We start from the raw sequence: 20,383 nt of genomic DNA, 5'->3' as shown, positions 1-20,383 counted from the left end.
AACATAAAACTAGTTAAATATACTTCCTATCGACTTTCGATAGCTCAATTCTTATAGTTGAAAATGAATTATTCATTACATCTACAAATTCAAACAACTGACTTTCAACTTCGACGAAAGTATTTTTTGGTCCATTACTCAAAATAATACCAAACTTCGAGAAAGTCAAAATCAAGTTTCTCTGGTGAACTTTATATTTGTAATCCTTATTAACCTCAGTAATATGGCTATTAGCCTGATTAATCACATCTCTTACTTCACTGATCATTTTTACATAACCGTCAGATGCTATGAACACTCCATTCCTGGAATCAGGAAACATAATACTATACCATTTGTAGATATTAACTTTATCAGGCGATATTGAATTTCTTTTAGCTAGCTCGCTATTCGCAAAATCCCTAAACATTGTCAAGTGAGTTGTATGGTTCGTATTATTGTTATTTTGGACGCCAGCATAATAAGTTCTTAGAGCAATTATAACTCCATAAATAGTGACAAATGTAATCAAAACCCAACCAAAGCCTTGTATTAGTGACGTTATCCCTTCGATTTCTTTTGAAAATGTAGCAATACACTGGCTTGAGAAACATAAATCTCTATTATAAAGTTTTTGATCAGAAATAGTGCTTATTATGACTATCGAGAGTACAACAAAAAAAACACAACATAACATAATTATAATTTTTTTAAGAAAATTGACTTTATCTTCCATGTGGCTTTATACCTTTCAATCTTTTCCTTAAGTCAGAAACTAATTTCGAGAAGGCATCAGCTCTCCCCAATATAATTAGTTTATAGATAGCCAAATCATATTTTCTTTCATACCAATTTTTATTATTATTACCTTTACTAAACGATAACTCTAAGCTTTCGACAGCAGAAACGGCAATCTTAACATCTCTATGTGACGGTAGCGGTTTAATATCTTTTAATTTTTTAATGAAAACGGAGTACTTTTCATGGCCGACACGCTTGAGTTTATGAACACGCCCCATACATCTATTATATTCTTTTCGATAAGCGACGCTGGTTTTTGTATTATTCTTTTTTGATAGCTCACTGATGTTATGAACTGAAGCTTTAATCCTTCTTACTTCATCTGATGGTAACCTAGGCGTATTAAAATCAACTCTTAGACCGTGCACCTTTAATGGCTGGGAGGAACTGTAATAAATTTTTGTTTTGTTATTATTTATTGGCAAATCATGCTCTGCAAGCATGGATTCAATGTGAGATTTTATTTGTGAGAAATCATAGTTTGAAACTTTTGTTGAAACTGTTATGTCATCGACTAATCTTGTATAGACCAAGCTTTTTCTTCTAGCTCTTTTAACTACGTCATGCTCTTTTTTATACAAGCATAACGTTGCCAGATAGCTCGAAGTAAGAGCGCCTTGAACTACAAATCCATCTTTACAACATATATTGCTGATGTATTCAAGTGCCTCCCCCTCTATTTTAAAAATATCCTTAAAAATATCAACAACCAAATCTTGGTGAATATTATCAAAGAAGTCTTTAATATCTACTTTTAATAATGTCTTTGCACCACAATGTAAAGATGCACAGGATATATAATCTCTTTTAATATCTAATTCCGTTGGATCGTTTTTATCCGGCACTGATCCAAAGAGATAATCTGGAAATAGAGTTAATTCCTTAAATATTCTTGTATTAATCCTTCCTTGAACAAACCGCATTTTGGGATGCAGAGAGTAAACGCGTCTAAAAGAACCATCACCTTTCGGAATTTTTATCAGTCTGTATTTTTCATCCGACGACAATGATGCAATTAATAATAAATCTTTTTCTGGAATTGAAAGAGTTTTAGATAATAATTGAAGAGTATCAATTGGAGCACCGGAAGAACTTCTAGGCTTTAATAAATCCATTTAAATAACCTTCAAGGCATACAAAGTTACGTACGGTCTGCCCATGCTCAAGGGTGGGACTCAAAGATGCTTACATCAACATTTGCCAGTAGCAGCCAATGAATCTTTTCGACCGTACGTAATGTCGTCGGCTACGGCACCATCGTAGTCGGCGATGGTGGGGCCTTGTGGATAGGTCCAAATTTGGACGCTCTCAGTTAAGAAAGCAAACCTGGCAAATTTTTGTATGTTGACTGTCACATGCTTGTGAAACACAAGCGCTGGGTATATTTAGCAGAACATTTCTATACATTTCAAGAAAAATATTCACAACATATCAATTGTTCATTGGGCCGCGCGCTTGCACCCCCGCCACGCCTGCCCGCTTAACGTAATTGGTATTCAGCGCACGCACTGCATAGCTATCACCAATTAGGACTATCAAAGCACAGCTCCTTTGCAGTGCAAGCTTTTTAGCTCGCTGACCTCTTTAGAGGTTACTCACAGTTCAATGCCTGGTAATGTACGGCGGCGCGCTTCTGGAATCTCTTCGCCGCATGACAGATAGAAAAACTCGCTCGCGCCGTTAGGTCGGTGAATAGCGGTTGCCAGATTACGCGCCAGTTCTTCCTGCACACGCTTCTGAACCAGATCCATTAGATCAGCCATTAGCGCAGCTCCTGCGCTTGGTTCTCAAAGCGAACAGATTCTTTATCCAACAGCTCAATGATTTCCGTAGATGACATTCCTTTATTTCTTGCGTGAAGCGCCAAAGCCACCAGGCGAACAGAATCGACCAGTGCATCGTCTGATCGCTGTTCGCTGTTCGCTTTTGGCTTTTGGCTTTTGGCTTTTGGCTTTTGACTTTTGACTTTTGGCTTTTGACTTTACTCAGCATCGAGTTCAATGAGGCTGCATCGGCTTAAAAATTACGGGTTTCAATATTTCGCATTTACGTTTCTCCAGAATTTTTGGCCAAAGAATGCACGGCGGGTTTACGCCATTCTTTCAGGTTAATTAATTTAGAAGTGTCAGCTTCTTTGGAAATAAACTCGCGACTACGCGAAAGTGATTCATTGCACCTATCAGCGCGATAATTTTGTCACTCGTCAATTCATTGTTTCAACGTTGTGACGTTCTTTATCAATGTTCGCCAGAAAGAATAATGCTCTCATCGTGCGGCTATTTTGTTCATACTGCGCATCACGTTTATTAAGCATATCACTGATGAAGCGCTTTAACTCGTTACCGCAGTCGCCGTAAATCATAGTGCGAAGCGCTGCAATATGATTAAGCGCATTAACGAGTTGCCCTGCGCTCATTTGAACTGTGATACTTTCAGCTTTGTAAGCCATGTTGATTTTCTCATGTTACCGGTTAAACCTGCCAGCAGTTCTGCTAGAGAGTGTGCCGGATGCCAGCACCTAGCATTTTTAGTAAAAATCCAGCCATGCCCTAAAGCCTTGATTTACTGTGGTGTTGATTGATGTTTCAAAAGCCTCACAAAAACCTGCATAATCTGTATCCACTTGTTTACTGATAATTGAGGGACGAATGCTTAACGAAAAAGAAATTGAACGCTTTGAACTTATAGAAATGGAGTTAAGAAAGCTTCGCTCTGAAGTAAAAGTTCAACATTTGGTTATTTCTGGTCTACTTAACTCTTTTTTTACAGAAGATAATAACGATCACTCTCATTTCTATTCAGCTATACGTGAAAAGCTGAATGGACTCCCTCCCGGCTCAGATATACAGCACATTCTAATGACAGCGGTGGAAAAATGGGCCAATACATATAAAAGCTAACTTTTGATTAGAAGTGATATTTTTTTCTGTATCACTTCTTTGACTTATTCACCGCGAAAACGAGTCCCATCGTTCAATGAAAAAATAGCTCCCATCCCCCGTAATTGATGAGAAGCATACAGCAACATCAGAGCTTTTTACTTCAGCCTGCCGCCCTTGCAATGTGAATTGATAAATCAATTCCTTAGCTATCATCACTTCATTCCATTCCTATATTTACGCCGATTCCACTTAGAATTTCCGCTGGACCAGCAAGCGCAGGACTTGACTGCACACGAGCTTTAACAGCAATTGCGCCCAGCGTTAAGCAGCGAATACCAGCGTTGACGTTCTCAAACAAGTTGCGAGGACATGCCGATGAAAATCTTTCCTAGCTAACAACGCCAGCGGCTAATTGCCCAACTTCAGCAGTTGCTTTCACACATAAGCAGGCAATCTCTCTTGCGCCACTTCATTGACCGGCACGCACGGCAGGCATCGCAGCTGGGCCAACATGCCACTGCCCAGCGTTGAGTCTTCTGTGGAGTCGGTAAGGATTAACATCTCGCGGATCGTGAGCTGGTAAACCTGTTCCGGGTTTAGCTTGTTACTGATGGTTTGCGGACTTAAACCCGCCTTTTTAACAAACTAGGTAATGCTGTGCTTTGCAGAAAGCGCGCGGCACGCTTCATCAAAATGACTATGTATGGAAACGCTGAAATCAAATATGATAAATCCCTTTTGATATTCGAATATGGATGCATCAAGCCTGCATTGTGATTTCCTAGCCGGCTGCGGCTTCAATAATGAGAGCAACAATGTTGATTTCGGTAAGCCCGTTAAGCAATTATTTATTTCTGATGGGCAAACGATTTTCGCGATACATCTGGCGAACAGTGCCTTCCTTGTAACCCGTGCGGCGACAGAATTTATTTAGGTAATGTAGGGTTAGGAGATCACGAGATTGATTGAGGGGCGCATTGAAATTTTACGGGACATGATGCACTATCCTCTGTTGAGTTCTAGCCAACTCTATTCATCACTATTAAACACGTCTTGACACAACGTGTGAATATTTGGAACACAAATTGGAAAGGTCAACGAAAGATTTTACGAGTCGTAAAGCACCCACTTTACATCGGATCATTTGTCTGAGGCGATGTTGCTCACCCCTCTAAATCGCATATAAAAATTATACATTAGATACTATTAAAATACTTTATCTAGATCATTGAGATTACAACCATGACATTAATAACTGATATGGCAGCAAACGATGCTAGGGCGTACTTTCTAAAACATCATTGTTACTGCAGTTTCCCTCTTCCTGTTTATTTTAATTTTGAACCCCTACTCCAAGCTGTAAGCGATGCACTTGACCAAAAGCAGAATGGTATTAGTGATATTGGTTACCGTAAAGCATGCGATTTTGAAAATGTTAACTATACATTACAAACAAACAAAGATGGTCGTTATTCTTGGCGACCACTTGAGTTAATCCACCCAGCTATTTACGTTCACCTCGTTCATAAAATAACTGAGGAAGATGAGTGGAATCTGTTGGTAGAAAGGTTTAGTGAATTTCGAAAAAACAAAAAGATAGTATGTGCGAGTTTACCTAGAGAGTCGGATGACACTGATGTTTCTGACATTGCCGAAACCGTTAATGGTTGGTGGCGCGATGTCGAGCAAGGGTCAATCAATAAAGCTCTTGAATTTAAATATCTTTTCACTACAGATATAGCTAATTTTTACCCTTCAATTTATACACACTCTATACCTTGGGCAATTCATACCAAAGAAGAATCCAAGGAGGTAAGAGGTGTAAATGATAATCTTGGCAATAAAATAGATCATGCTTTACGCCAAATGCGTTGGGGGCAAACAAACGGCATACCACAAGGTTCTGCGCCTATGGACTTTATCGCTGAGATAGTTCTTGGTTATGCAGATGAATTATTGGGAGAAAAACTAAAAGAAGAAGATATTACTGACTACCATATTATCCGATACCGTGATGACTACAGAGTTTTCACCAATAGCAAGGAAGATGCTGAGGCATTAGCAAGACATCTAACTGTCATCCTTCAAGGATTAGGTTTGCATTTAAATGCGTCTAAAACATCTCTTTCAGAAGATGTAATATTCAATTCGATGAAACCAGATAAAAAAGATGCCTTGATGCAATTCGGAAAAAATGTTTACGCGACAACAATTCAAAAGACTCTATTGAAACTCACCATTTTCTCTAGAAAACACAAGAACTCTGGACAATTAGATAAGTATCTTTCAAAGATTAATAAGCGCTTAGAAAGAATGAATAAATTAAACGAAGATGTGCGTCCAATTGTTAGTATCATTGCTGACATGATGCTTAATAACCCAAGGACATTTGCTTCTTGCGCATTAGTCTTGAGTAACACCCTTAAGTTTGTCGAAGATAATGATGAAAAGACATATTTGCTTGAGAAAGTCAAGGATAAATTCTCTGCAATATTAGGTACAGGCATCCTAGATATCTGGTTGCAACGTATTTCTTATCATATTAGAAAAAGCATAACTTACGATGAACCACTTTGTTCAATTGTTTCTGGAGCATATAGAAAACCTCACAAAGAAATATGGAATTCAGAGTGGATTACTGATAGAAATTTTAAAAACTCAGTAATGGCAACGAATTTTTTTGATGCCAATAAGCTTGCAGAATGTGAGGCAGTAATACCTGAAGATGAGGTAGTTCTATACCCTTATGATTACGAATCAGATGATGAAGATTTAGATGATGAAGATGAGTGAATTTATAATATCATTAAGATAAACATGACATCCTCTTGCTTAATTTAACTGCCCCAAAATGACACAAAGGTATGGCTTACCTCTTTTTCATATAAAGCGTGATGATACAAGTGACTTCTTCATTACGAATTAGCAGCAAAGTGGCAGCAGAGCGCAACGCTATGTGCCACTTTTCATCATCATCCGTCCTGAATACAAATAAAACATAAAAATCAGTAGCTTAATTATTTTACTCACTTCAAAATGGGACTCATAATCGCTTGGTCGCTGGTTCAAACCCAGCAGGGGCCACCAAATCTTCCTACTTTTCCTAAAAGCTTTCGCAACATCATCAACCACCTGATAGCTCACTTGAATGCCCATTCGCGTGAAGAAATTCTATTGTTCGGTTCTTAACAATCTTTACCCATTCTTCAGCTGATAATTCCCATCGCTCGGGTGCAAACTCGCCACGATAACGCGCTATTAATACGTCGTATCCATCGGGCTGCTCTTCGATTTCAATCAAATTTGCTAACAACATGCGCTGATTGAATGGCATTGAGGTAGATAAATAATCATCGAGTAAATTATCGAACTCACAGTTTCCATTAATCAAATCACAATCCTGCCCAAAATGAGCGATTACCAAAGTATCGAGTTCACAAGGCTTAAGAGTATTAGTATCCATTTATTTCTCATATAGCAAGGCACACGGATATAATTAAATTTATTTTCAATCAAACATTTGAGTTCAAACCAAGCGGTATCATTTATCTAACCGCACTATTATTAATTCCTGCAATCAGTTTAATTACACCTGAAACAGTAATAATAGCTAACACAACAGAGAGAATGCAAAAACATATAAGCAGCGAAAGCAGAGGATTCACTATTCCGCCCAAGCTAGTGAAATCACTCAAACGAGCAAGCTGTTCAGAGGTTAAAGTACGAAGAATGACCTTCGGTATAATTAGAAAATAAATAATAACAACAAAGACATAAATCAGCGTTTTTTTTGTTTTCTTCATCTTCTTTCTTGCCCTTACTTACGAACATGATCAAAAATTGGGTATAGGATACATCATGGAGCGAAGGTATGTCACAAACCTATTTACAGCTGAAGATGCAGTCCAATAAGCAGCTGGCGATCGCGCTAACTCATTCATTAAACCAGTTCCATGCAGATCAGCTGTCTACTATAGATATGTTCAAGATGGGCGCACAGCGGTTCAGCAACTATGGTTCATGCTTTGTACCTAATGAATATTATCGCAGCTCATGCCGTGATACATGGATAGAGGACAAAAGGTTAGTTCTGGCGTTAGGTGAGATCTATAAAAGAAAAGATGTCACATTAGATATGGTCGAAATATATTTTCGTAAAACCTTCACAAAACTTGGCGTTCAAAAAAGCAAAAATCTCGTCTCTCACATCCAAAAAATGTTAGGGATCGCAGCCGAACATGCTTCAACAAAATCGAGCAAATTGGCTTTATCACTGACGATTGCCAATTTAGTGCTCGGCAGCGCCGACTTCAAGAAAAAGCATATCAATCTCGTTAACTCATTTTCCACATGGTTTGTGAATGGCGCTACGCTTTATGCCTAAGCGCAAACGGCTGCCTCTGCGGCCAACAGATTAAAATTTCAAGATCCTGCTTATTATCAAGCTCTATCAAGAGAAAATATTGAGATGCTTTACTTCCTCATTGAACCGAAAATGTCTGAAATCATTTATCAGGTAAAATCCGGTGATAACAATGAAGAAAAAATTGCAGATGCTTTATATGAGATTTTGAAAAAATGAAAAAAGCATTTCTATGGTTACTTCAGTCACTTATCTACCTCATTCCCCTCGCAGCTGTTGTAGCAGGGATCTACATTTTTGTCCGCTTTATTCCAAATTACGCGGCTTTCCTTAGCATATCCTTGGTGATCGTGGTTTCCTTCATCTACATCAAATACAACAGATGGTATTGAATATCTCCAATACCATCTGTCAACACCCTCTTTTAACATCCAAACCAAATTATCGATGATTGAGCTTCCCACATGTGAAGGGGCGAAGTCGTAACCTAACCTATCACTCCCCTTCCAACCCGCAAACCTGCCACCGCACCGAACTCACGCCCTTCTCCAGGCTAATCCGTCCCACCAGACTCTCCAACTGATCCGTCATACTCGGTTTCCCCAGCACTTCCGCATTGACCTCCATTCGATGTGGCGGATTCATATCCTCGCTGTGCAGTGATTGCAGGCGCAATCCGCTGCCGCCAAGGCTATGCAACATCAGGCTGCGCACTTGCACTTCATCCTGCGCCAGACAGATGATCTGCACTTTGTAGTGCTGCACCACTTCCTCCGCAGGCACCAGGCTCTGGCGATTAATCCCCTGCGCCAAATCGCGCAGCAGAATGTTGGCGCACAGAATCACCATGCAGCCAATCGCCGCTTCCAGCAGCAATCCCATGCTGCACAGCACGCCCACGGCGGCGGTGCACCACAGCGTTGCGGCAGTATTCAGGCCGCGCACGTTAAGGCCGTCGCGCATGATCACCCCACCGCCGAGAAAGCCGATGCCAGAGACTACATAGGCCGCTACGCGTGAGGCATCGGTGGCGATGCCGGGTACGCTTTGCGTCATCAAAACAAATAAACAGGCGCCAGTGCTGACCAGCGCATTAGTGCGCAAACCGGTCATACGTTGGCGAAGCTGGCGCTCGCTGCCAATCAGCGCGCCCAGAACCAGCGCGACAGTGACGCGCAGTAAAAAGATTTTCCAATCCATCATAAACCTCACTCCGCTGCTTCAGGCAGGCGGAACTTAAGGGGGTAATAAATAGATTACAGCCGGTGCCGCTACCGCTGAAACTCAGCAGCATCACGCAAAAAACAGGGGGAGATTCTGGAAGGAAATCCACCGTCTTAACGCACGGTTAAGACAGCGTTGAGGGCTATCTTACCGCAGGGACCTTTTGTAATCGTTCGGGACAGGTGTCCAATGCAGTTATCCTCTTGGGTAAAAATTCGCCGGGATTCTAAACCTCGTATCCTGTTATGGCTACTCCAAATAGCGCTTTCGTTTAGGTTGGGTTAAAGACTTCGCTATCGGAATCCCCAACCTGTTGATGCCTTTTATCACCGTGCTATCTTACCCACTCGCTATACCGCAATCGGATCAAGACCAATGGCAAAACAACGTGTAGGAATCGTGTTTGGTGGCAAATCGGCCGAGCATGAAGTGTCGTTACAATCAGCGAAAAACATCCTCGAAGCCATCGATAAGAGCAAATACGAGGTGGTGCTGCTGGGCATCGATAAACAGGGTGAGTGGCATCTGAATGATGCTTCCGGTTTCCTGCTCAATGCCGATAATCCGGCGTTGATTGCCCTGAATCGCTCAGGTGAAAACGTCGCGCTGGTGCCGGGCAGTGCTTCGCAGCAGCTGATCACCCGTCAGCAGGCGCAGCCACTGTCACAGCTGGATGTGATCTTCCCGATCGTGCACGGCACCCTGGGTGAAGATGGATCACTGCAGGGCTTGTTGCGCATGGCGAATCTGCCGTTTGTGGGATCGGATGTGCTGGGCTCAGCGGTGAGCATGGACAAAGATTTCACCAAGCGTTTGCTGCGCGATGCGGGCTTAGAAGTCGCGCCGTGGATCAGCGTGACGCAGGCACAGCGTGCGCGTCTGGATGCGCAAGCCGTGATCGATCAGTTCGGATTACCGCTGTTTATCAAGCCCGCCAACCAGGGATCGTCTGTCGGTGTCAGCAAAGTGGATCATATCGACGATCTGGCGGCGGCGCTGGATCTGGCCTTTACCTTCGATCGCAAAGTGCTGATTGAGCAAGGCATCAAAGGCCGCGAGATTGAGTGTGCGGTGCTGGGCAACGATGAGCCCGAAGCCAGCCCGTGTGGCGAAGTGGTGGTGCATGATGCCTTCTACTCCTACGACACCAAATACATCAGCGCCGACGGTGCCCAAGTGGTGGTGCCCGCTGCCATCAGTGAAGAACACAGCGAAGCAATTCGGGCCGTGGCGATTCGCGCATTCCAGGCGCTGGAGTGCTTTGGTATGGCACGCGTTGATGTGTTCCTGACCGAGAGCGGCGAGATCGTGGTGAACGAGGTGAATACCCTGCCGGGCTTTACCAATATCAGCATGTATCCGAAGTTGTGGCAGGCGGCAGGATTAAGCTACAGCGATTTGATTACGCGCTTGATTGAGCTGGCGCAGCAACGCCATCAGCAGAGCAGCAAGCTAAAAAGCAGCGTTTAATCTTCACGTTCCGGGTGCGCATGAATGCGCACCCTACAACGGTTAAACAGGTTTGTCATTGATGGCGATCGAAACGAATTAGCGTCAGGCAGTTGTGAGGTTGTCATCAATGGCGACCGAAAAAAACAGCACCAAGCCATCGTAAGGTCGCCATTCACGGCGACCAAAACAACCCAGCATCAAGCCATCCTATGGTCGCCACTCATGGCGACCATCACGCACTTCACGCCACGTCATTCACCATGCTGCGCGGCTCCATCGCCGGAGAGGTTTGGTTACGGCCATTGCGTTTCGAGAGGTAGAGATTTTTATCCGCTGCCGACACCAGACGGTTAATCACGCCCGGCCATTCCCGCTCACTCTGCGCACTGCCGCGCGCCAGGCCTAAACTGGCGGTAACCGTCACCGTGTTGCCCTGAATCCAGAACTTCTCTTTGACCATTGCCTGACGTATCGCTTCGGCCAGTTGGTAAAGTTGCAGATGGCTGTAGTCGAACACCACCACCACAAACTCTTCGCCACCAAAGCGACACACCATGCCGCGATTGCCCACCACGCGTTGCATACGGCGCGCAATCTCTTCCAGCACGCCATCACCGGCATCGTGGCCAAAGTTGTCGTTAATCGCTTTGAAATAGTCGACATCCAGCATCACCACGCCCGCTTCGCGCTGTAAGGAGAACGGCTCCTGTTTCAGGCTTTCATACAGGCCGGAACGCGACAGCAACTGGGTGAGGAAATCGAAATTCGCCCGCAGCGCCAGACGATGATTGAGCTGGCGAATCGCATCCATACTCACTGCCACCAGCAGCGGGCTGAGGGCCACCGTTGCCACACCCAATCGCGCCGAGGTGAGATGGCTGATCGGCAGCAGTGCGTCATCGCCCTGAATATTCATTACGCCGTGAGACACGAGAACGATCTCAGTGATGCCGGTAATCAGGATCACCAGGCTTGTAACAGGAATCGGTAACACGATGGCGCACCAGATCAGCGCCGGCACCGGGAAGGTTAAGCTACCTGCCCCGCCAATCATCGCCCCCATGGTCAATGACAGCACCACCGCCGCCAGCGGCAACAGTTTGCCGGGATGCAGCAAGGTGCGCGGTGAGACGTTGCGCAAGGAGCGCGCCAGCATCACCGGCAACAGCATCAGGGAAGTCGAGAATTGCTCGCTAAACCAGTCGCCCCACGCCACCACAAAGCGCGCATTGAAATCGATGTCCTGCGCCCATGCGCCCCAGGTGGCACAGGCGGCGGCACCGAGGAAACAGGCCGGGAAGATGCGCATGGCGTTGAACACCTGGCTGTTGGCCGAAGGCGGCTGCAGGTGTTTGATCAACATGCTGACCGAAACGAGAATAAACAGGATATTGGCGAAGTTTACGGTTACCGCAGGCAGCGCCCAGCCGGAGAACACCGTGTCGTTAAAAATCATCGCGGCAAAGCACACCAGATAACTGGACGTGGTATGCAGGAAAGGATTTCGCACCATTAAACCGGCAATCAGCGCGTTCACCGGCCAAAACAGGGAGAACTCCTCCGGAATGCGCAGATGACTGCCAATAAAGCAGAAGAAAAGCGTAATCAGGAACAGCGAGAGTGCATTCTTTTTTAAATTATTCTCAGCAAACAGCTTAACGCGCATACGTCTGAACCCTGTAACCTGGAAATCGCTGCCTCTTGCCCACGGGCATCAGCAAGCATTTAACCTGAAATAACTGTGCGATGATTCGGCAATTAAGCGAGTGTTCGTCATCCTACTCTGCGACTGGGCGGCACTCAATGCGCCGGATCGGCGAGATGTGAGCGCGCTGGCAGGGTTGAAACCCGAGAAACAAGGATGAGAGCTGCTGCAATTATGCCCTGCAAATAAAAAAATCGGATATCCGAGATATCCGATTTTTACGCGAAAAACCAGTTTTTCAGCAAAGCGTTATTGCTATTTAACCGCAACGGGCCACTGACTCAGACGAATACCACGATCGCGCGCGTTTTCGCCGAAATCCTGTAGCACCGCTTTGACGTCCGGATCCAGGTACTCGGCGTTATCGTGATCAACAATCACCGTGCTGTTTTCCGGGATCTCCGCCAGCAACCCCTGCAGTTTTGGGTTGTGCATAAAGGTGAGATTTTGCTGGAAGCGCAACACGTAGTGATCGTCATAGCGCGTGAGTTGCAGCGCGTTGCGGTGGCTTTTGTAGATGCTATACAGAATCTGCGTGGCGATACCGATACCAATCCCCGCCAGCATGCCAAACACAATAATGCCGCCGATGGTGGCGAGGAACGGCACGTACTGCTGAGCGCCCATGCGGAACTGTTCAATGAACAGACGCGGTGTTGCCAGCTTATAGCCGGTATACAGCAAGACGGCGGCGAGGCTGGCTAAAGGAATGGCGTTGAGCAGATCGCTGAACCACAAGCCGCAGATCAGCAACAGCGCGCCGTGGATCAAAATCGACAGTTTGGTCTGCGCCCCGACGCTGACATTCACCGAACTGCGCACAATCACCGCCGTAATTGGCATCGCACCAAGGAAACCAGCAGTCAGGTTGCCGATGCCCTGTGCGAACATCTCTTTATTTGGCGAAGGTGCCGGATGCTGCGGACGCAGTTTTTTCAGCGCCTCCTGACTCAGCAGCGTTTCCAGGCTTGCCACCAGCGCCAGCGTCACGGCAACCACCCAGACTGAAGGATTTTGCCACGCCAGCCAGTCCGGGGTTTCCAGTTCCGCCGCCAGCGCTGACAGGCTATCAAAGGCTGGCAACGCAATACGCGGTAGCCCTTCCGCCAGGCTCGGGAACAGGCGATCGCCAAATACCGTCGCCATGCAGCCGAACAACACGGCCACCAGTGGGCCCGGAATCCAACCAAGCAGCTTGACCGATTTCACTATCGGCGTGGTCCACAGCCAGAGAATCAGCAGACCGATGCCCGCCACCAGCATCGCGCTTAGCGAAAACTGAAATTCGCCATTCACCAGCGATACCAGCTCAGCATCACCTGCGGCACCGAAGGCCACCGGGATCTGCTGCATAATCAGCAAAATACCGATCGCCGCCAGCATCCCTTTGATCACACTGCCCGGCACTAGCGAAATGAAGCGACCGGCTCGCAGCAATCCAAGCAGGCACTGCAACACGCCCGCCAGAATCAGCGCGGTGAGGAAAGCGGAGAAGCTGCCGAGCGTCTGGATCGAGGCCACCACAATGGTCACCAAACCTGCCGCCGGGCCGCTGACGGCAAAACGCGAGGGACTTAGTGAAGTGACCAGCAGGCCGCCGATCACCCCGGTGAGCAATCCGGCAAACGGCGGTAAACCGCTGGCCTGCGCGATGCCGAGGCACAGCGGCAGCGCCACCAAAAACACCACCAGACCGGCGGGAATATCCTGACGCAGCGTGTTCAGATTCATGGCACCGATTCCTCTGCAGATTGCTGAGTAAGCTCTTTCAGATGACCCGACTGCAGGTCATACACGCAGCCAAACACTTCCAGTGAATGCCCGGCTTGCCAGGCCTGTCGCACTGGCTCGCACGCCACTAACTGAGCAAACTGGGCGATGACGTTGGCTTCGACTAAGCGGTTGAGCTTACTGCTCTCCTCTTCCTCAGCACTGGCGTGATATTCCACCAGACCTTGTTGCAGGCTACTGCGCAACGCAGCGATGCGTCTTGCCAGCGCCGAATCCTCTTTTGCCAGCGGGCTAGCGGGCAACCCCAGCGCAGCCTGCACGCCGCCGCAGCCGTAGTGGCCGCACAGGACAATGCGCTCCACGCCGAGGTAGAAAATCGCGTATTGCAGCACGCTCATCAGGTTATCGTCATCGGTCACCACCATATTGGCGATGTTGCGATGCACAAATAGTTCGCCGGGATGCGAGCCAGTCAGCACTTCGGCAGGTACGCGGCTATCGGAACAGCCGATCCACAGCGAATGCGGTTTTTGTTGATGCAGATATTGTTCGAAATAATCTGGATTCCGCTCGCGGCGCTGTAATGCCCAACTGCGATTTTTCGCTAATAAGGGTTTAAGTGTCGTCACAATTATCTTCTCTCTACGTCCAGAAATATCGATTTCAGGCTAAGTCACAGGGTTTTAAACGCCGCTAAGACGATCGATGGAGTATGAAAGCAGAGCTTCCTCACATAAATTGTTTATAGCTGCTAATGCTTGTGGTTGCACAATCAATATTTCCGTACACAACAAAATCGAACTCCCTGTAAAATAAACGTCAGGAAATGTCGATTAAAAGTAATTTATTGCAAGCCGAGAGAATTGATTAAAAAACAACATTTGTTATGTGAATCATGCATTTAATCTGAATATTAAATTATGCATCTGGAATGAATCGACAAAAATATACACGCAGTCTTTTCATGCCTTTGCACTAGTATGGTGAATTGAATGATTTGAGTTGAGAAAAATCTTAATTATAAAGTTTATGATTGGAGTCATTCACTGGGTAAATAGCAGAATAGCGATATTTTCCGCCAATCACTTGCCTGTAATTAAGCAAGAGATCAGGAAAATAATAAGGAGAATAATAATGACGATGAAAAGTAAATATCACTGGCCCTGAATTAAAATCACCGCGCCTGCCGCAACAGGCGCTAATTCGCTTGACGAATTATTTACCGTTCCACGCTTTCATACGCGCTTCACGTACCTGAAGCTGCTGTTCCGGCGTCAGTTTGTTGTAGTTCTCCGCCATGCCGCTTTCCCAGTCGCCGTACAGCGGATTAGGCAGCACGATAAACTGCGTACCAAAATGCTGATGATTAAGGTTAACGAACTGCTGACGCTGCGCATTGCCCTGATGCCAGGTCGCGCCACCAAAGTCATTCAGGTTATCGCCCACGTACAACACCACGTTATATCCGGCGTTTTTAATCGCATCGAAGCGCTCCTGTTTATTGGAGTTCCCGGTGCTGAGACGCACGGTTTTATCGCTCACGCCGCTGAAGCCCAGCTTGTTGAGGTTGTCCACCGTCGCGGCGTAATCCTTCTGGTCGCGGTTCGAGACGTAGAACAGGGTGCCGCCGTGGCTGTTGACGTAGTTGGCGAACTCCACCGCGCCCGGCACGGCGGTGGCCTGACGCGCCTGAGTCCAGGCTGACCAGGTTTTGCCAGAGAACGGCTGGCCGTTTTTCGCCTGCCATGCGCTATAGGCACTGTTATCGATCATGGTTTCATCGAGATCGACGATTACCGCTTTCGGCTTGCCCGCCAGCGATGGCGCAGCATCAAACGCCATGCGCGCAGTGTTAAATGCCTGCCAGCTTAATGCCTGATACTCACCGGACTGCTGGAACCAGTTCACTGCCAATACCGATTGCTGGCCGAGCTGCTGCTGCGCCTGCTGTTTGGCCGGTTGCGCGCATCCTGTTAGCAGCAGCGCAAGAATGCCGGACGCTGCCAGCAAAGAGGTGTTTTTCATCAGATCATCCTTAAGTGATTATGGTCAGTTTGTGTAAAGCTTTAAAAATGTAGCAGTTAACGTAAGCTGTGGGCAGAAGAAAGCTGCCGCCCTGTCAAAGGAGACACTTATGTCACATGCCGGACCGCGTTCAACGCTGCTTGATGCCCTGCCGTGGCTCGATTATGCCTTTCAGCCTGCGGGCCAACCGGTGCCCACGGATGCCGCCTATGGCCAGCAGCGCCACAGCGCCCAGGTGGTGCTGGCAACCCAAAACCTGCCGCCGAAAAGCTGCGAGTCCGATGGCGTGATTGGGGAAAACCAGCTGCCGGTGGCGGTGTATACCGCTGACTGTTTGCCGGTACTGTTCGCTGATAGCGCGCAGCATCAGGTGGCGGCGGTGCATGCGGGCTTAAAGGGCACCTTAGGCGGAATCCTTAACAGTGCGATTGATGCGCTGCTGGCGCGCGGTGCCCGCACCGAAACGCTGCATGTCGCCATCGGTCCGGCCATTGGTCCGTGCTGTTATGAGCTGGGCAAAGATTTGGTGACGCAGATGCAAGAACGCGCAGATTTGCCTGCGCTGCAGTGGACAAGCGAGCAACCGCACAATAGCGCAGCGATCCGTCCGCAGGCGCGAGCGCATCATCAGGGCGTGTGGTTTAATTTGCCGCATCTGGCGCGAGGGTTGCTGTTACAGCGTGGCATTCCTGCCGAACAGATCGAGGTGCTGAACGTCTGCACTTATTGCATGGCGGAGTCGGGATCAAGCTATCGCTACAACACCCATTTTGACAGCGGCTATCAATCGCGATTTTCGTGGATTCGTCGTCGCGACTGAGTGGCTGCACGTCCCTGTGCAGCCCGTTGCATCAGTGAATGATGGCGTTAAGTGCCAGCACACCGGCCAGACCGAGAATCGAGATCAGCGTCTCCATCACCGTCCAGGTTTTCAGGGTTTCCACCACGCTCAGGTTGAAGTAGCCCTTAAACAGCCAGAAGCCCGGATCGTTGACGTGTGAGGCGATCACGCTGCCCGAACCTACCGCCAGCACCATCAATGCCGGATCGGCATGGGTCACCGCGATGATCGGCGTGACGATCCCGGCGGTGGTGATCGCCGCAACCGTGGCCGATCCCAGCGCGATACGCAGCATCGCTGCCACCGTCCAGCACATCAGCAGCGGAGACAGTGACGATCCTTTCATCATGTCCGCAATATAGTTGCCGACGCCGCTGTCCACCAACACCTGCTTAAACGCACCACCCCCAGCGATAATGAAGACGATCATGGCGATAGCGGCAATCGACTCGCCGCACATATCCATCACTTCTTCCATCTTGCGACCGTTGCGCAGACCCAGCGTCAGTACGGCGATCACCACGGCAATAAACAGCGCCACCGCCGGGTTACCGATGAACTCAAAGAACTGACGCAGCGGGTTCTCTTTTGGCGTGGTCAGCTCAAACACCGCCGCAATCGCCATCAGCACCACCGGGATGATGGCGGCAAAAATACTGATACCGAAACCTGGCATCTCTTCTTCAGTGAAGATCTTCGGGTTGTATAAGCCTTCTGGCGGTGACTTCTCAAAGCTCTTGAGGAATTTCGAGAAGATCGGACCGGCCACGATCACCGTCGGAATGGTGATGATCATGCCGTACAGCAGCGTGGTGCCGAGGTTGGCGCCAAAGATGGTGGCGATCGCGGTTGGGCCCGGATGCGGCGGCAGGAAGCAGTGTGTGACCGAGAGCGCAGCCACCATCGGCACGCCGACGTACAGCAGCGGCAAACCGGCAGCAGCTACGATGGTGAACACCAGCGGTAGCAGCAGCACGAAGCCCACTTCATAGAACATCGCCAGACCGACGATCAATCCGGTGACCACCAGCGCCCATTGCAGCCGCTCTTTACCAAAGGCAGCAATCAGGGTGGTGGCGACGCGTTGTGCCGCACCGGTGTCCGAGACTAATCGCCCGAGCATGGCACCGAAGCCGAGGATCATCGCTAATCCGCCGAGCGTCGAACCGATACCTTTCTGGATCGAGGCCATCACGTTGAGCGGCGTCATCCCTTCGGCAATACCCACCACCGCCGAGACAAACACCAACGCAATAAAGCCGTTGACCTTAAATACAATCATCAATACCAGCAGCAGTATCACACCCAGCACAATAATGGTTATTGGCATTTTTTATTATCCTTAGAAATACAGAGGGGTGATTAAGGTTTAGGCGCGGCCCGGCGAAAATGCCAGCCGCACCATGGCATTACACGGCGACGCGCATACCGCCATCAACGAACAGCAAGTGACCATTGACGAAATCAGACGCGCCCGAGGCGAGGAACACCGCAGCACCGATCAGCTCTTCCGGTTTACCCCAGCGCGCCGCTGGCGTGCGTTTGGTGAGCCAACCGGTAAAGGCCGGATCGTCGGCCAGCGCCTGCGTCATCTCCGTGACGAAGTAGCCCGGTGCAATGGCATTCACCTGGATGTTATGGCGCGCCAGCTCGACGCACATACCGCGCGTCAGCATGGTGACGGCGCCTTTGGAAGCGGCGTAAGGCGTGATGGTGTCGCGGCCCAGTTCGCTTTGCATCGAACCGATATTGATGATTTTACCGCGCTGGCGATCGACCATTTTTTTCGCCACGGTTTGAGAGACCAGGAACACGGCGGTCTGGTTAACGGCAATCACGTCATTCCAGTCCTGCTCCGGGAATTCGAGGAACGGACGGCGGCGCTGGATCCCAGCGTTGTTGACCAGAATATCAATCGGTCCCCATTCGGCTTCAATCTCATCCACCGCCTGCTGCACCTGCGCAGACTGCGTCACATCAAAGGCTTTGGCATGGGCGCGCAGGCCCAGCTCGCGCAGTTTCGCCGCGCCCTGCTCTGCCCCCTCTTTGGTGGTGGCGTTGACGATCACTTCCGCGCCGGCTTCACCCAGGCCACGCGCCAGCAGAAAACCAATACCGCGCGCCGAACCGGTGAGTAATACACGCTTGCCTTCGAGGGAAAATAACTGACTCATCACTGCTCCTTAAAAGGTTAACTGGACTTTCGCCGCACGGGTTTTATCGCCGGCAAACTGCAAGGCCGCGTCGATGTCCTGCAAATCGTATTCACCGCTGAACAGCGGCAGCGGGTTGACCACACCGTTCGCCAGCCACTCGACGGCGGTGTTGAATTCATGGGTAAAGCGGAAAGAACCGACCAGCTGAATCTCTTTGGCAATCAGCGCCATGATCGGGAAGTTCGGGATAGTGCCACCCATGCCGACCTGCACCAGCGTACCTTTGGCGCACACCACATCGAGGCAGCGCTGTAACGAGGAAGGATGGCCAGAAGCCTCAAACGCCACATCGAAATAGCCTTTGTCGGCCAGATAAGGCGTGAAATCGCCCTCGGCGGCATGGATCACATCGGTCGCGCCCATCTGCTGCGCCATCTCCAGCGAACGCTCGCTAATGTCGCTGCATACCACAGCGGCGGCACCGCGCGCTTTCGCTGCCGCCGCAATTAAGCAGCCAATCGGACCGACGCCGGAAATGAACACGTGCTTGCCGGTAAGATCGCCCGCCTGATGCGTGGCGTGAATGCACACCGCCAGCGGCTCGGCAAACACCATCACGGTTTCATCGGCATCCTGTGGGAAAGGCACGCACTGTTTGCTATCCACCACTTTGTACTGGGTGAAACCGCCGTCGACATGCGGCACATACATCGCACTGCCGAAGAAGCGCATGGAGGTGCACTGGTTTTCCTGATCGCGCTGGCAGTATTTGCACTCGCCGCACGGTTTGGAGGGATTGACCGCCACTTTCTGATTCGGCTTCAGGTCCGGGTTGTCGCTCTCCACCACATGACCAATCACTTCATGACCGAGGATCATCGGCATTTTGACTTCGAAGCTACCGACTTTACCTTCCTGATAGTAATGCAGGTCAGATCCACAAATGCCGCCGCGCGTAATACGCACCAGCGTGCCTGTGCCGTCCCAATTCACCTGTTGCGGTGCGACGCTGACCTGTTTTTTCCCGGTAATCACGCAGGATTGCGTTTCGATATTCATGGTTTCCCCATTTGTTGCTGTTGCAATGGGGGCTATCAAAGCGGGATCGGGCAATGAAAACTGTGAACCAGATCACTCTAAATCATGTTACGAAATAGCTGTTACCTGGAACGTGAACTGCTCGTACAGAAGATGGAAGCGGGATCACTGTTTGCCGGGAAAAAC

At 48.5% G+C, this 20,383-nt stretch carries 20 protein-coding genes and 3 pseudogenes; 5 read left to right on the top strand and 18 right to left on the bottom strand.

The genetic code is table 11. From position 1 onward, the window contains the following. Positions 1-13: 13 nt before the first annotated feature. The 6 genes and pseudogenes from WFP70_RS11575 to WFP70_RS11550 all read right to left on the bottom strand — a co-directional run bounded on the left by WFP70_RS11575 (position 14) and on the right by WFP70_RS11550 (position 3,318). Entirely contained in the window at positions 14-715 is a 702-nt protein-coding gene (locus WFP70_RS11575) for a retron Ec48 family effector membrane protein (RefSeq protein ID WP_337023406.1), read from the bottom strand. Next, positions 705-1,895: a reverse transcriptase family protein gene (locus WFP70_RS11570; protein WP_337023407.1), complete on the bottom strand. Its 1,191-nt coding sequence runs from the start codon at positions 1,893-1,895 to the stop codon at positions 705-707. Before WFP70_RS11570 ends, WFP70_RS11575 begins: the two co-directional genes overlap by 11 nt. Before the next feature lie 480 nt (positions 1,896-2,375). Then, positions 2,376-2,543, bottom strand: a complete 168-nt coding sequence (locus WFP70_RS11565; protein WP_442956342.1) for a TraR/DksA family transcriptional regulator — start codon at positions 2,541-2,543, stop codon at positions 2,376-2,378. Further along, positions 2,543-2,653 (bottom strand): DUF2732 family protein, encoded by a 111-nt coding sequence (locus WFP70_RS11560; protein ID WP_337023408.1) that lies wholly within the window; start codon positions 2,651-2,653, stop codon positions 2,543-2,545. The genes WFP70_RS11565 and WFP70_RS11560 overlap by 1 nt, the downstream gene beginning before the upstream one ends. Positions 2,654-2,891: 238 nt before the next feature. Further along, positions 2,892-3,229: pseudogene (locus WFP70_RS11555) on the bottom strand (DUF5347 family protein). After that, positions 3,193-3,318: a hypothetical protein gene (locus WFP70_RS11550; RefSeq protein WP_337029537.1), complete on the bottom strand. Its 126-nt coding sequence runs from the start codon at positions 3,316-3,318 to the stop codon at positions 3,193-3,195. The pseudogene WFP70_RS11555 and the gene WFP70_RS11550 overlap by 37 nt, the downstream one beginning before the upstream one ends. A 110-nt stretch (positions 3,319-3,428) precedes the next feature. Here WFP70_RS11550 and WFP70_RS11545 point away from each other — a divergent pair, with 110 nt between their 5' ends. Continuing rightward, positions 3,429-3,680: a hypothetical protein gene (locus WFP70_RS11545; protein WP_337023409.1), complete on the top strand. Its 252-nt coding sequence runs from the start codon at positions 3,429-3,431 to the stop codon at positions 3,678-3,680. Positions 3,681-3,879: 199 nt separating this feature from the next. On the opposite strand, the pseudogene WFP70_RS11540 reads toward WFP70_RS11545, so the two are convergent. After that, a pseudogene (locus tag WFP70_RS11540) lies at positions 3,880-4,388 on the bottom strand (phage regulatory CII family protein). 55 nt (positions 4,389-4,443) lie between these two features. Next, a pseudogene (locus tag WFP70_RS11535) lies at positions 4,444-4,658 on the bottom strand (regulator). 246 nt (positions 4,659-4,904) lie between these two features. On the opposite strand from WFP70_RS11535, the gene WFP70_RS11530 reads away from it, so the two are divergent. Continuing rightward, entirely contained in the window at positions 4,905-6,455 is a 1,551-nt protein-coding gene (locus tag WFP70_RS11530) for an RNA-directed DNA polymerase (protein ID WP_337023410.1), read from the top strand. A 331-nt stretch (positions 6,456-6,786) separates the two neighbouring features. Here the strand turns inward: WFP70_RS11530 and WFP70_RS11525 are convergent, their stop codons facing one another. Beyond that, positions 6,787-7,125 (bottom strand): contact-dependent growth inhibition system immunity protein, encoded by a 339-nt coding sequence (locus tag WFP70_RS11525; protein WP_337023411.1) that lies wholly within the window; start codon positions 7,123-7,125, stop codon positions 6,787-6,789. An 82-nt stretch (positions 7,126-7,207) separates the two neighbouring features. Then, the gene (locus WFP70_RS11520; protein WP_337023412.1) at positions 7,208-7,465 is read right to left on the bottom strand and encodes a hypothetical protein; all 258 of its coding nucleotides are present in this window, start codon (positions 7,463-7,465) and stop codon (positions 7,208-7,210) included. A gap of 68 nt (positions 7,466-7,533) precedes the next feature. Between WFP70_RS11520 and WFP70_RS11515 the strand changes: the two genes are divergently transcribed. Beyond that, a complete protein-coding gene (locus tag WFP70_RS11515) occupies positions 7,534-8,046 on the top strand; it encodes a hypothetical protein (RefSeq protein ID WP_337023413.1) in 513 nt (170 codons plus the stop codon). 474 nt (positions 8,047-8,520) lie between these two features. Here the strand turns inward: WFP70_RS11515 and WFP70_RS11510 are convergent, their stop codons facing one another. Beyond that, positions 8,521-9,225, bottom strand: coding sequence for an MgtC/SapB family protein (locus WFP70_RS11510; RefSeq protein ID WP_034828565.1), 705 nt, complete (start codon positions 9,223-9,225; stop codon positions 8,521-8,523). A 399-nt stretch (positions 9,226-9,624) separates the two neighbouring features. Between WFP70_RS11510 and ddlA the strand changes: the two genes are divergently transcribed. Beyond that, positions 9,625-10,719: a D-alanine--D-alanine ligase gene (ddlA, locus tag WFP70_RS11505; protein ID WP_058959512.1), complete on the top strand. Its 1,095-nt coding sequence runs from the start codon at positions 9,625-9,627 to the stop codon at positions 10,717-10,719. Positions 10,720-10,942: 223 nt separating this feature from the next. Here the strand turns inward: ddlA and WFP70_RS11500 are convergent, their stop codons facing one another. The 4 genes from WFP70_RS11500 to WFP70_RS11485 form a co-directional block, all read right to left on the bottom strand. Continuing rightward, positions 10,943-12,367, bottom strand: a complete 1,425-nt coding sequence (locus WFP70_RS11500; RefSeq protein WP_160868617.1) for a GGDEF domain-containing protein — start codon at positions 12,365-12,367, stop codon at positions 10,943-10,945. 294 nt (positions 12,368-12,661) lie between these two features. Next, complete coding sequence (locus WFP70_RS11495) at positions 12,662-14,137, bottom strand: SulP family inorganic anion transporter (protein WP_034828314.1); 1,476 nt, start codon at positions 14,135-14,137, stop codon at positions 12,662-12,664. Continuing rightward, positions 14,134-14,772: a carbonic anhydrase gene (locus WFP70_RS11490; RefSeq protein ID WP_337023453.1), complete on the bottom strand. Its 639-nt coding sequence runs from the start codon at positions 14,770-14,772 to the stop codon at positions 14,134-14,136. The genes WFP70_RS11495 and WFP70_RS11490 overlap by 4 nt, the downstream gene beginning before the upstream one ends. Before the next feature lie 580 nt (positions 14,773-15,352). Beyond that, on the bottom strand, positions 15,353-16,162 hold the full coding sequence (locus tag WFP70_RS11485; RefSeq protein ID WP_034828310.1) for a 5'-nucleotidase, lipoprotein e(P4) family: 810 nt from the start codon (positions 16,160-16,162) through the stop codon (positions 15,353-15,355). A 109-nt stretch (positions 16,163-16,271) separates the two neighbouring features. Here WFP70_RS11485 and WFP70_RS11480 point away from each other — a divergent pair, with 109 nt between their 5' ends. Then, positions 16,272-16,982 (top strand): polyphenol oxidase family protein, encoded by a 711-nt coding sequence (locus WFP70_RS11480; protein WP_337023414.1) that lies wholly within the window; start codon positions 16,272-16,274, stop codon positions 16,980-16,982. 31 nt (positions 16,983-17,013) lie between these two features. Here the strand turns inward: WFP70_RS11480 and WFP70_RS11475 are convergent, their stop codons facing one another. From WFP70_RS11475 to idnD, 3 genes are all read right to left on the bottom strand, one after another. Then, the gene (locus tag WFP70_RS11475) at positions 17,014-18,333 is read right to left on the bottom strand and encodes a gluconate:H+ symporter (RefSeq protein ID WP_045831845.1); all 1,320 of its coding nucleotides are present in this window, start codon (positions 18,331-18,333) and stop codon (positions 17,014-17,016) included. Between the two features lie 79 nt (positions 18,334-18,412). Then, positions 18,413-19,177 carry a gluconate 5-dehydrogenase gene (gene idnO, locus WFP70_RS11470; RefSeq protein ID WP_034830987.1) on the bottom strand — a complete coding sequence of 255 codons (765 nt, stop codon included), beginning with the start codon at positions 19,175-19,177 and terminating at the stop codon, positions 18,413-18,415. A gap of 9 nt (positions 19,178-19,186) precedes the next feature. Further along, positions 19,187-20,218: an L-idonate 5-dehydrogenase gene (gene idnD, locus WFP70_RS11465; protein WP_337023415.1), complete on the bottom strand. Its 1,032-nt coding sequence runs from the start codon at positions 20,216-20,218 to the stop codon at positions 19,187-19,189. Between the last annotated feature and the right edge of the window lie 165 nt (positions 20,219-20,383).

Origin of the sequence: Pantoea sp. USMM079, from assembly GCF_037153115.1 — a bacterium.
GTDB classification, from domain to species: Bacteria; Pseudomonadota; Gammaproteobacteria; order Enterobacterales; family Enterobacteriaceae; genus Pantoea; species Pantoea communis.
This window is presented reverse-complemented; position numbering and strand designations above follow the sequence as displayed.

Excerpts from the sequence above, each read along its gene's own strand:
- WFP70_RS11575 (WP_337023406.1), bottom strand. The coding sequence starts at position 715 with ATGGAAGATAAAGTCAATTTTCTTAAAAAAATTATAATTATGTTATGT.
- WFP70_RS11570 (WP_337023407.1), bottom strand. The coding sequence starts at position 1,895 with ATGGATTTATTAAAGCCTAGAAGTTCTTCCGGTGCTCCAATTGATACT.
- WFP70_RS11565 (WP_442956342.1), bottom strand. The coding sequence starts at position 2,543 with ATGGCTGATCTAATGGATCTGGTTCAGAAGCGTGTGCAGGAAGAACTG.
- WFP70_RS11545 (WP_337023409.1), top strand. The coding sequence starts at position 3,429 with ATGCTTAACGAAAAAGAAATTGAACGCTTTGAACTTATAGAAATGGAG.
- WFP70_RS11530 (WP_337023410.1), top strand. The coding sequence starts at position 4,905 with ATGACATTAATAACTGATATGGCAGCAAACGATGCTAGGGCGTACTTT.
- WFP70_RS11525 (WP_337023411.1), bottom strand. The coding sequence starts at position 7,125 with ATGGATACTAATACTCTTAAGCCTTGTGAACTCGATACTTTGGTAATC.
- WFP70_RS11520 (WP_337023412.1), bottom strand. The coding sequence starts at position 7,465 with ATGAAGAAAACAAAAAAAACGCTGATTTATGTCTTTGTTGTTATTATT.
- WFP70_RS11515 (WP_337023413.1), top strand. The coding sequence starts at position 7,534 with ATGTCACAAACCTATTTACAGCTGAAGATGCAGTCCAATAAGCAGCTG.
- WFP70_RS11510 (WP_034828565.1), bottom strand. The coding sequence starts at position 9,225 with ATGGATTGGAAAATCTTTTTACTGCGCGTCACTGTCGCGCTGGTTCTG.
- ddlA (WP_058959512.1), top strand. The coding sequence starts at position 9,625 with ATGGCAAAACAACGTGTAGGAATCGTGTTTGGTGGCAAATCGGCCGAG.
- WFP70_RS11500 (WP_160868617.1), bottom strand. The coding sequence starts at position 12,367 with ATGCGCGTTAAGCTGTTTGCTGAGAATAATTTAAAAAAGAATGCACTC.
- WFP70_RS11495 (WP_034828314.1), bottom strand. The coding sequence starts at position 14,137 with ATGAATCTGAACACGCTGCGTCAGGATATTCCCGCCGGTCTGGTGGTG.
- WFP70_RS11485 (WP_034828310.1), bottom strand. The coding sequence starts at position 16,162 with ATGAAAAACACCTCTTTGCTGGCAGCGTCCGGCATTCTTGCGCTGCTG.
- WFP70_RS11480 (WP_337023414.1), top strand. The coding sequence starts at position 16,272 with ATGTCACATGCCGGACCGCGTTCAACGCTGCTTGATGCCCTGCCGTGG.
- WFP70_RS11475 (WP_045831845.1), bottom strand. The coding sequence starts at position 18,333 with ATGCCAATAACCATTATTGTGCTGGGTGTGATACTGCTGCTGGTATTG.
- idnO (WP_034830987.1), bottom strand. The coding sequence starts at position 19,177 with ATGAGTCAGTTATTTTCCCTCGAAGGCAAGCGTGTATTACTCACCGGT.
- idnD (WP_337023415.1), bottom strand. The coding sequence starts at position 20,218 with ATGAATATCGAAACGCAATCCTGCGTGATTACCGGGAAAAAACAGGTC.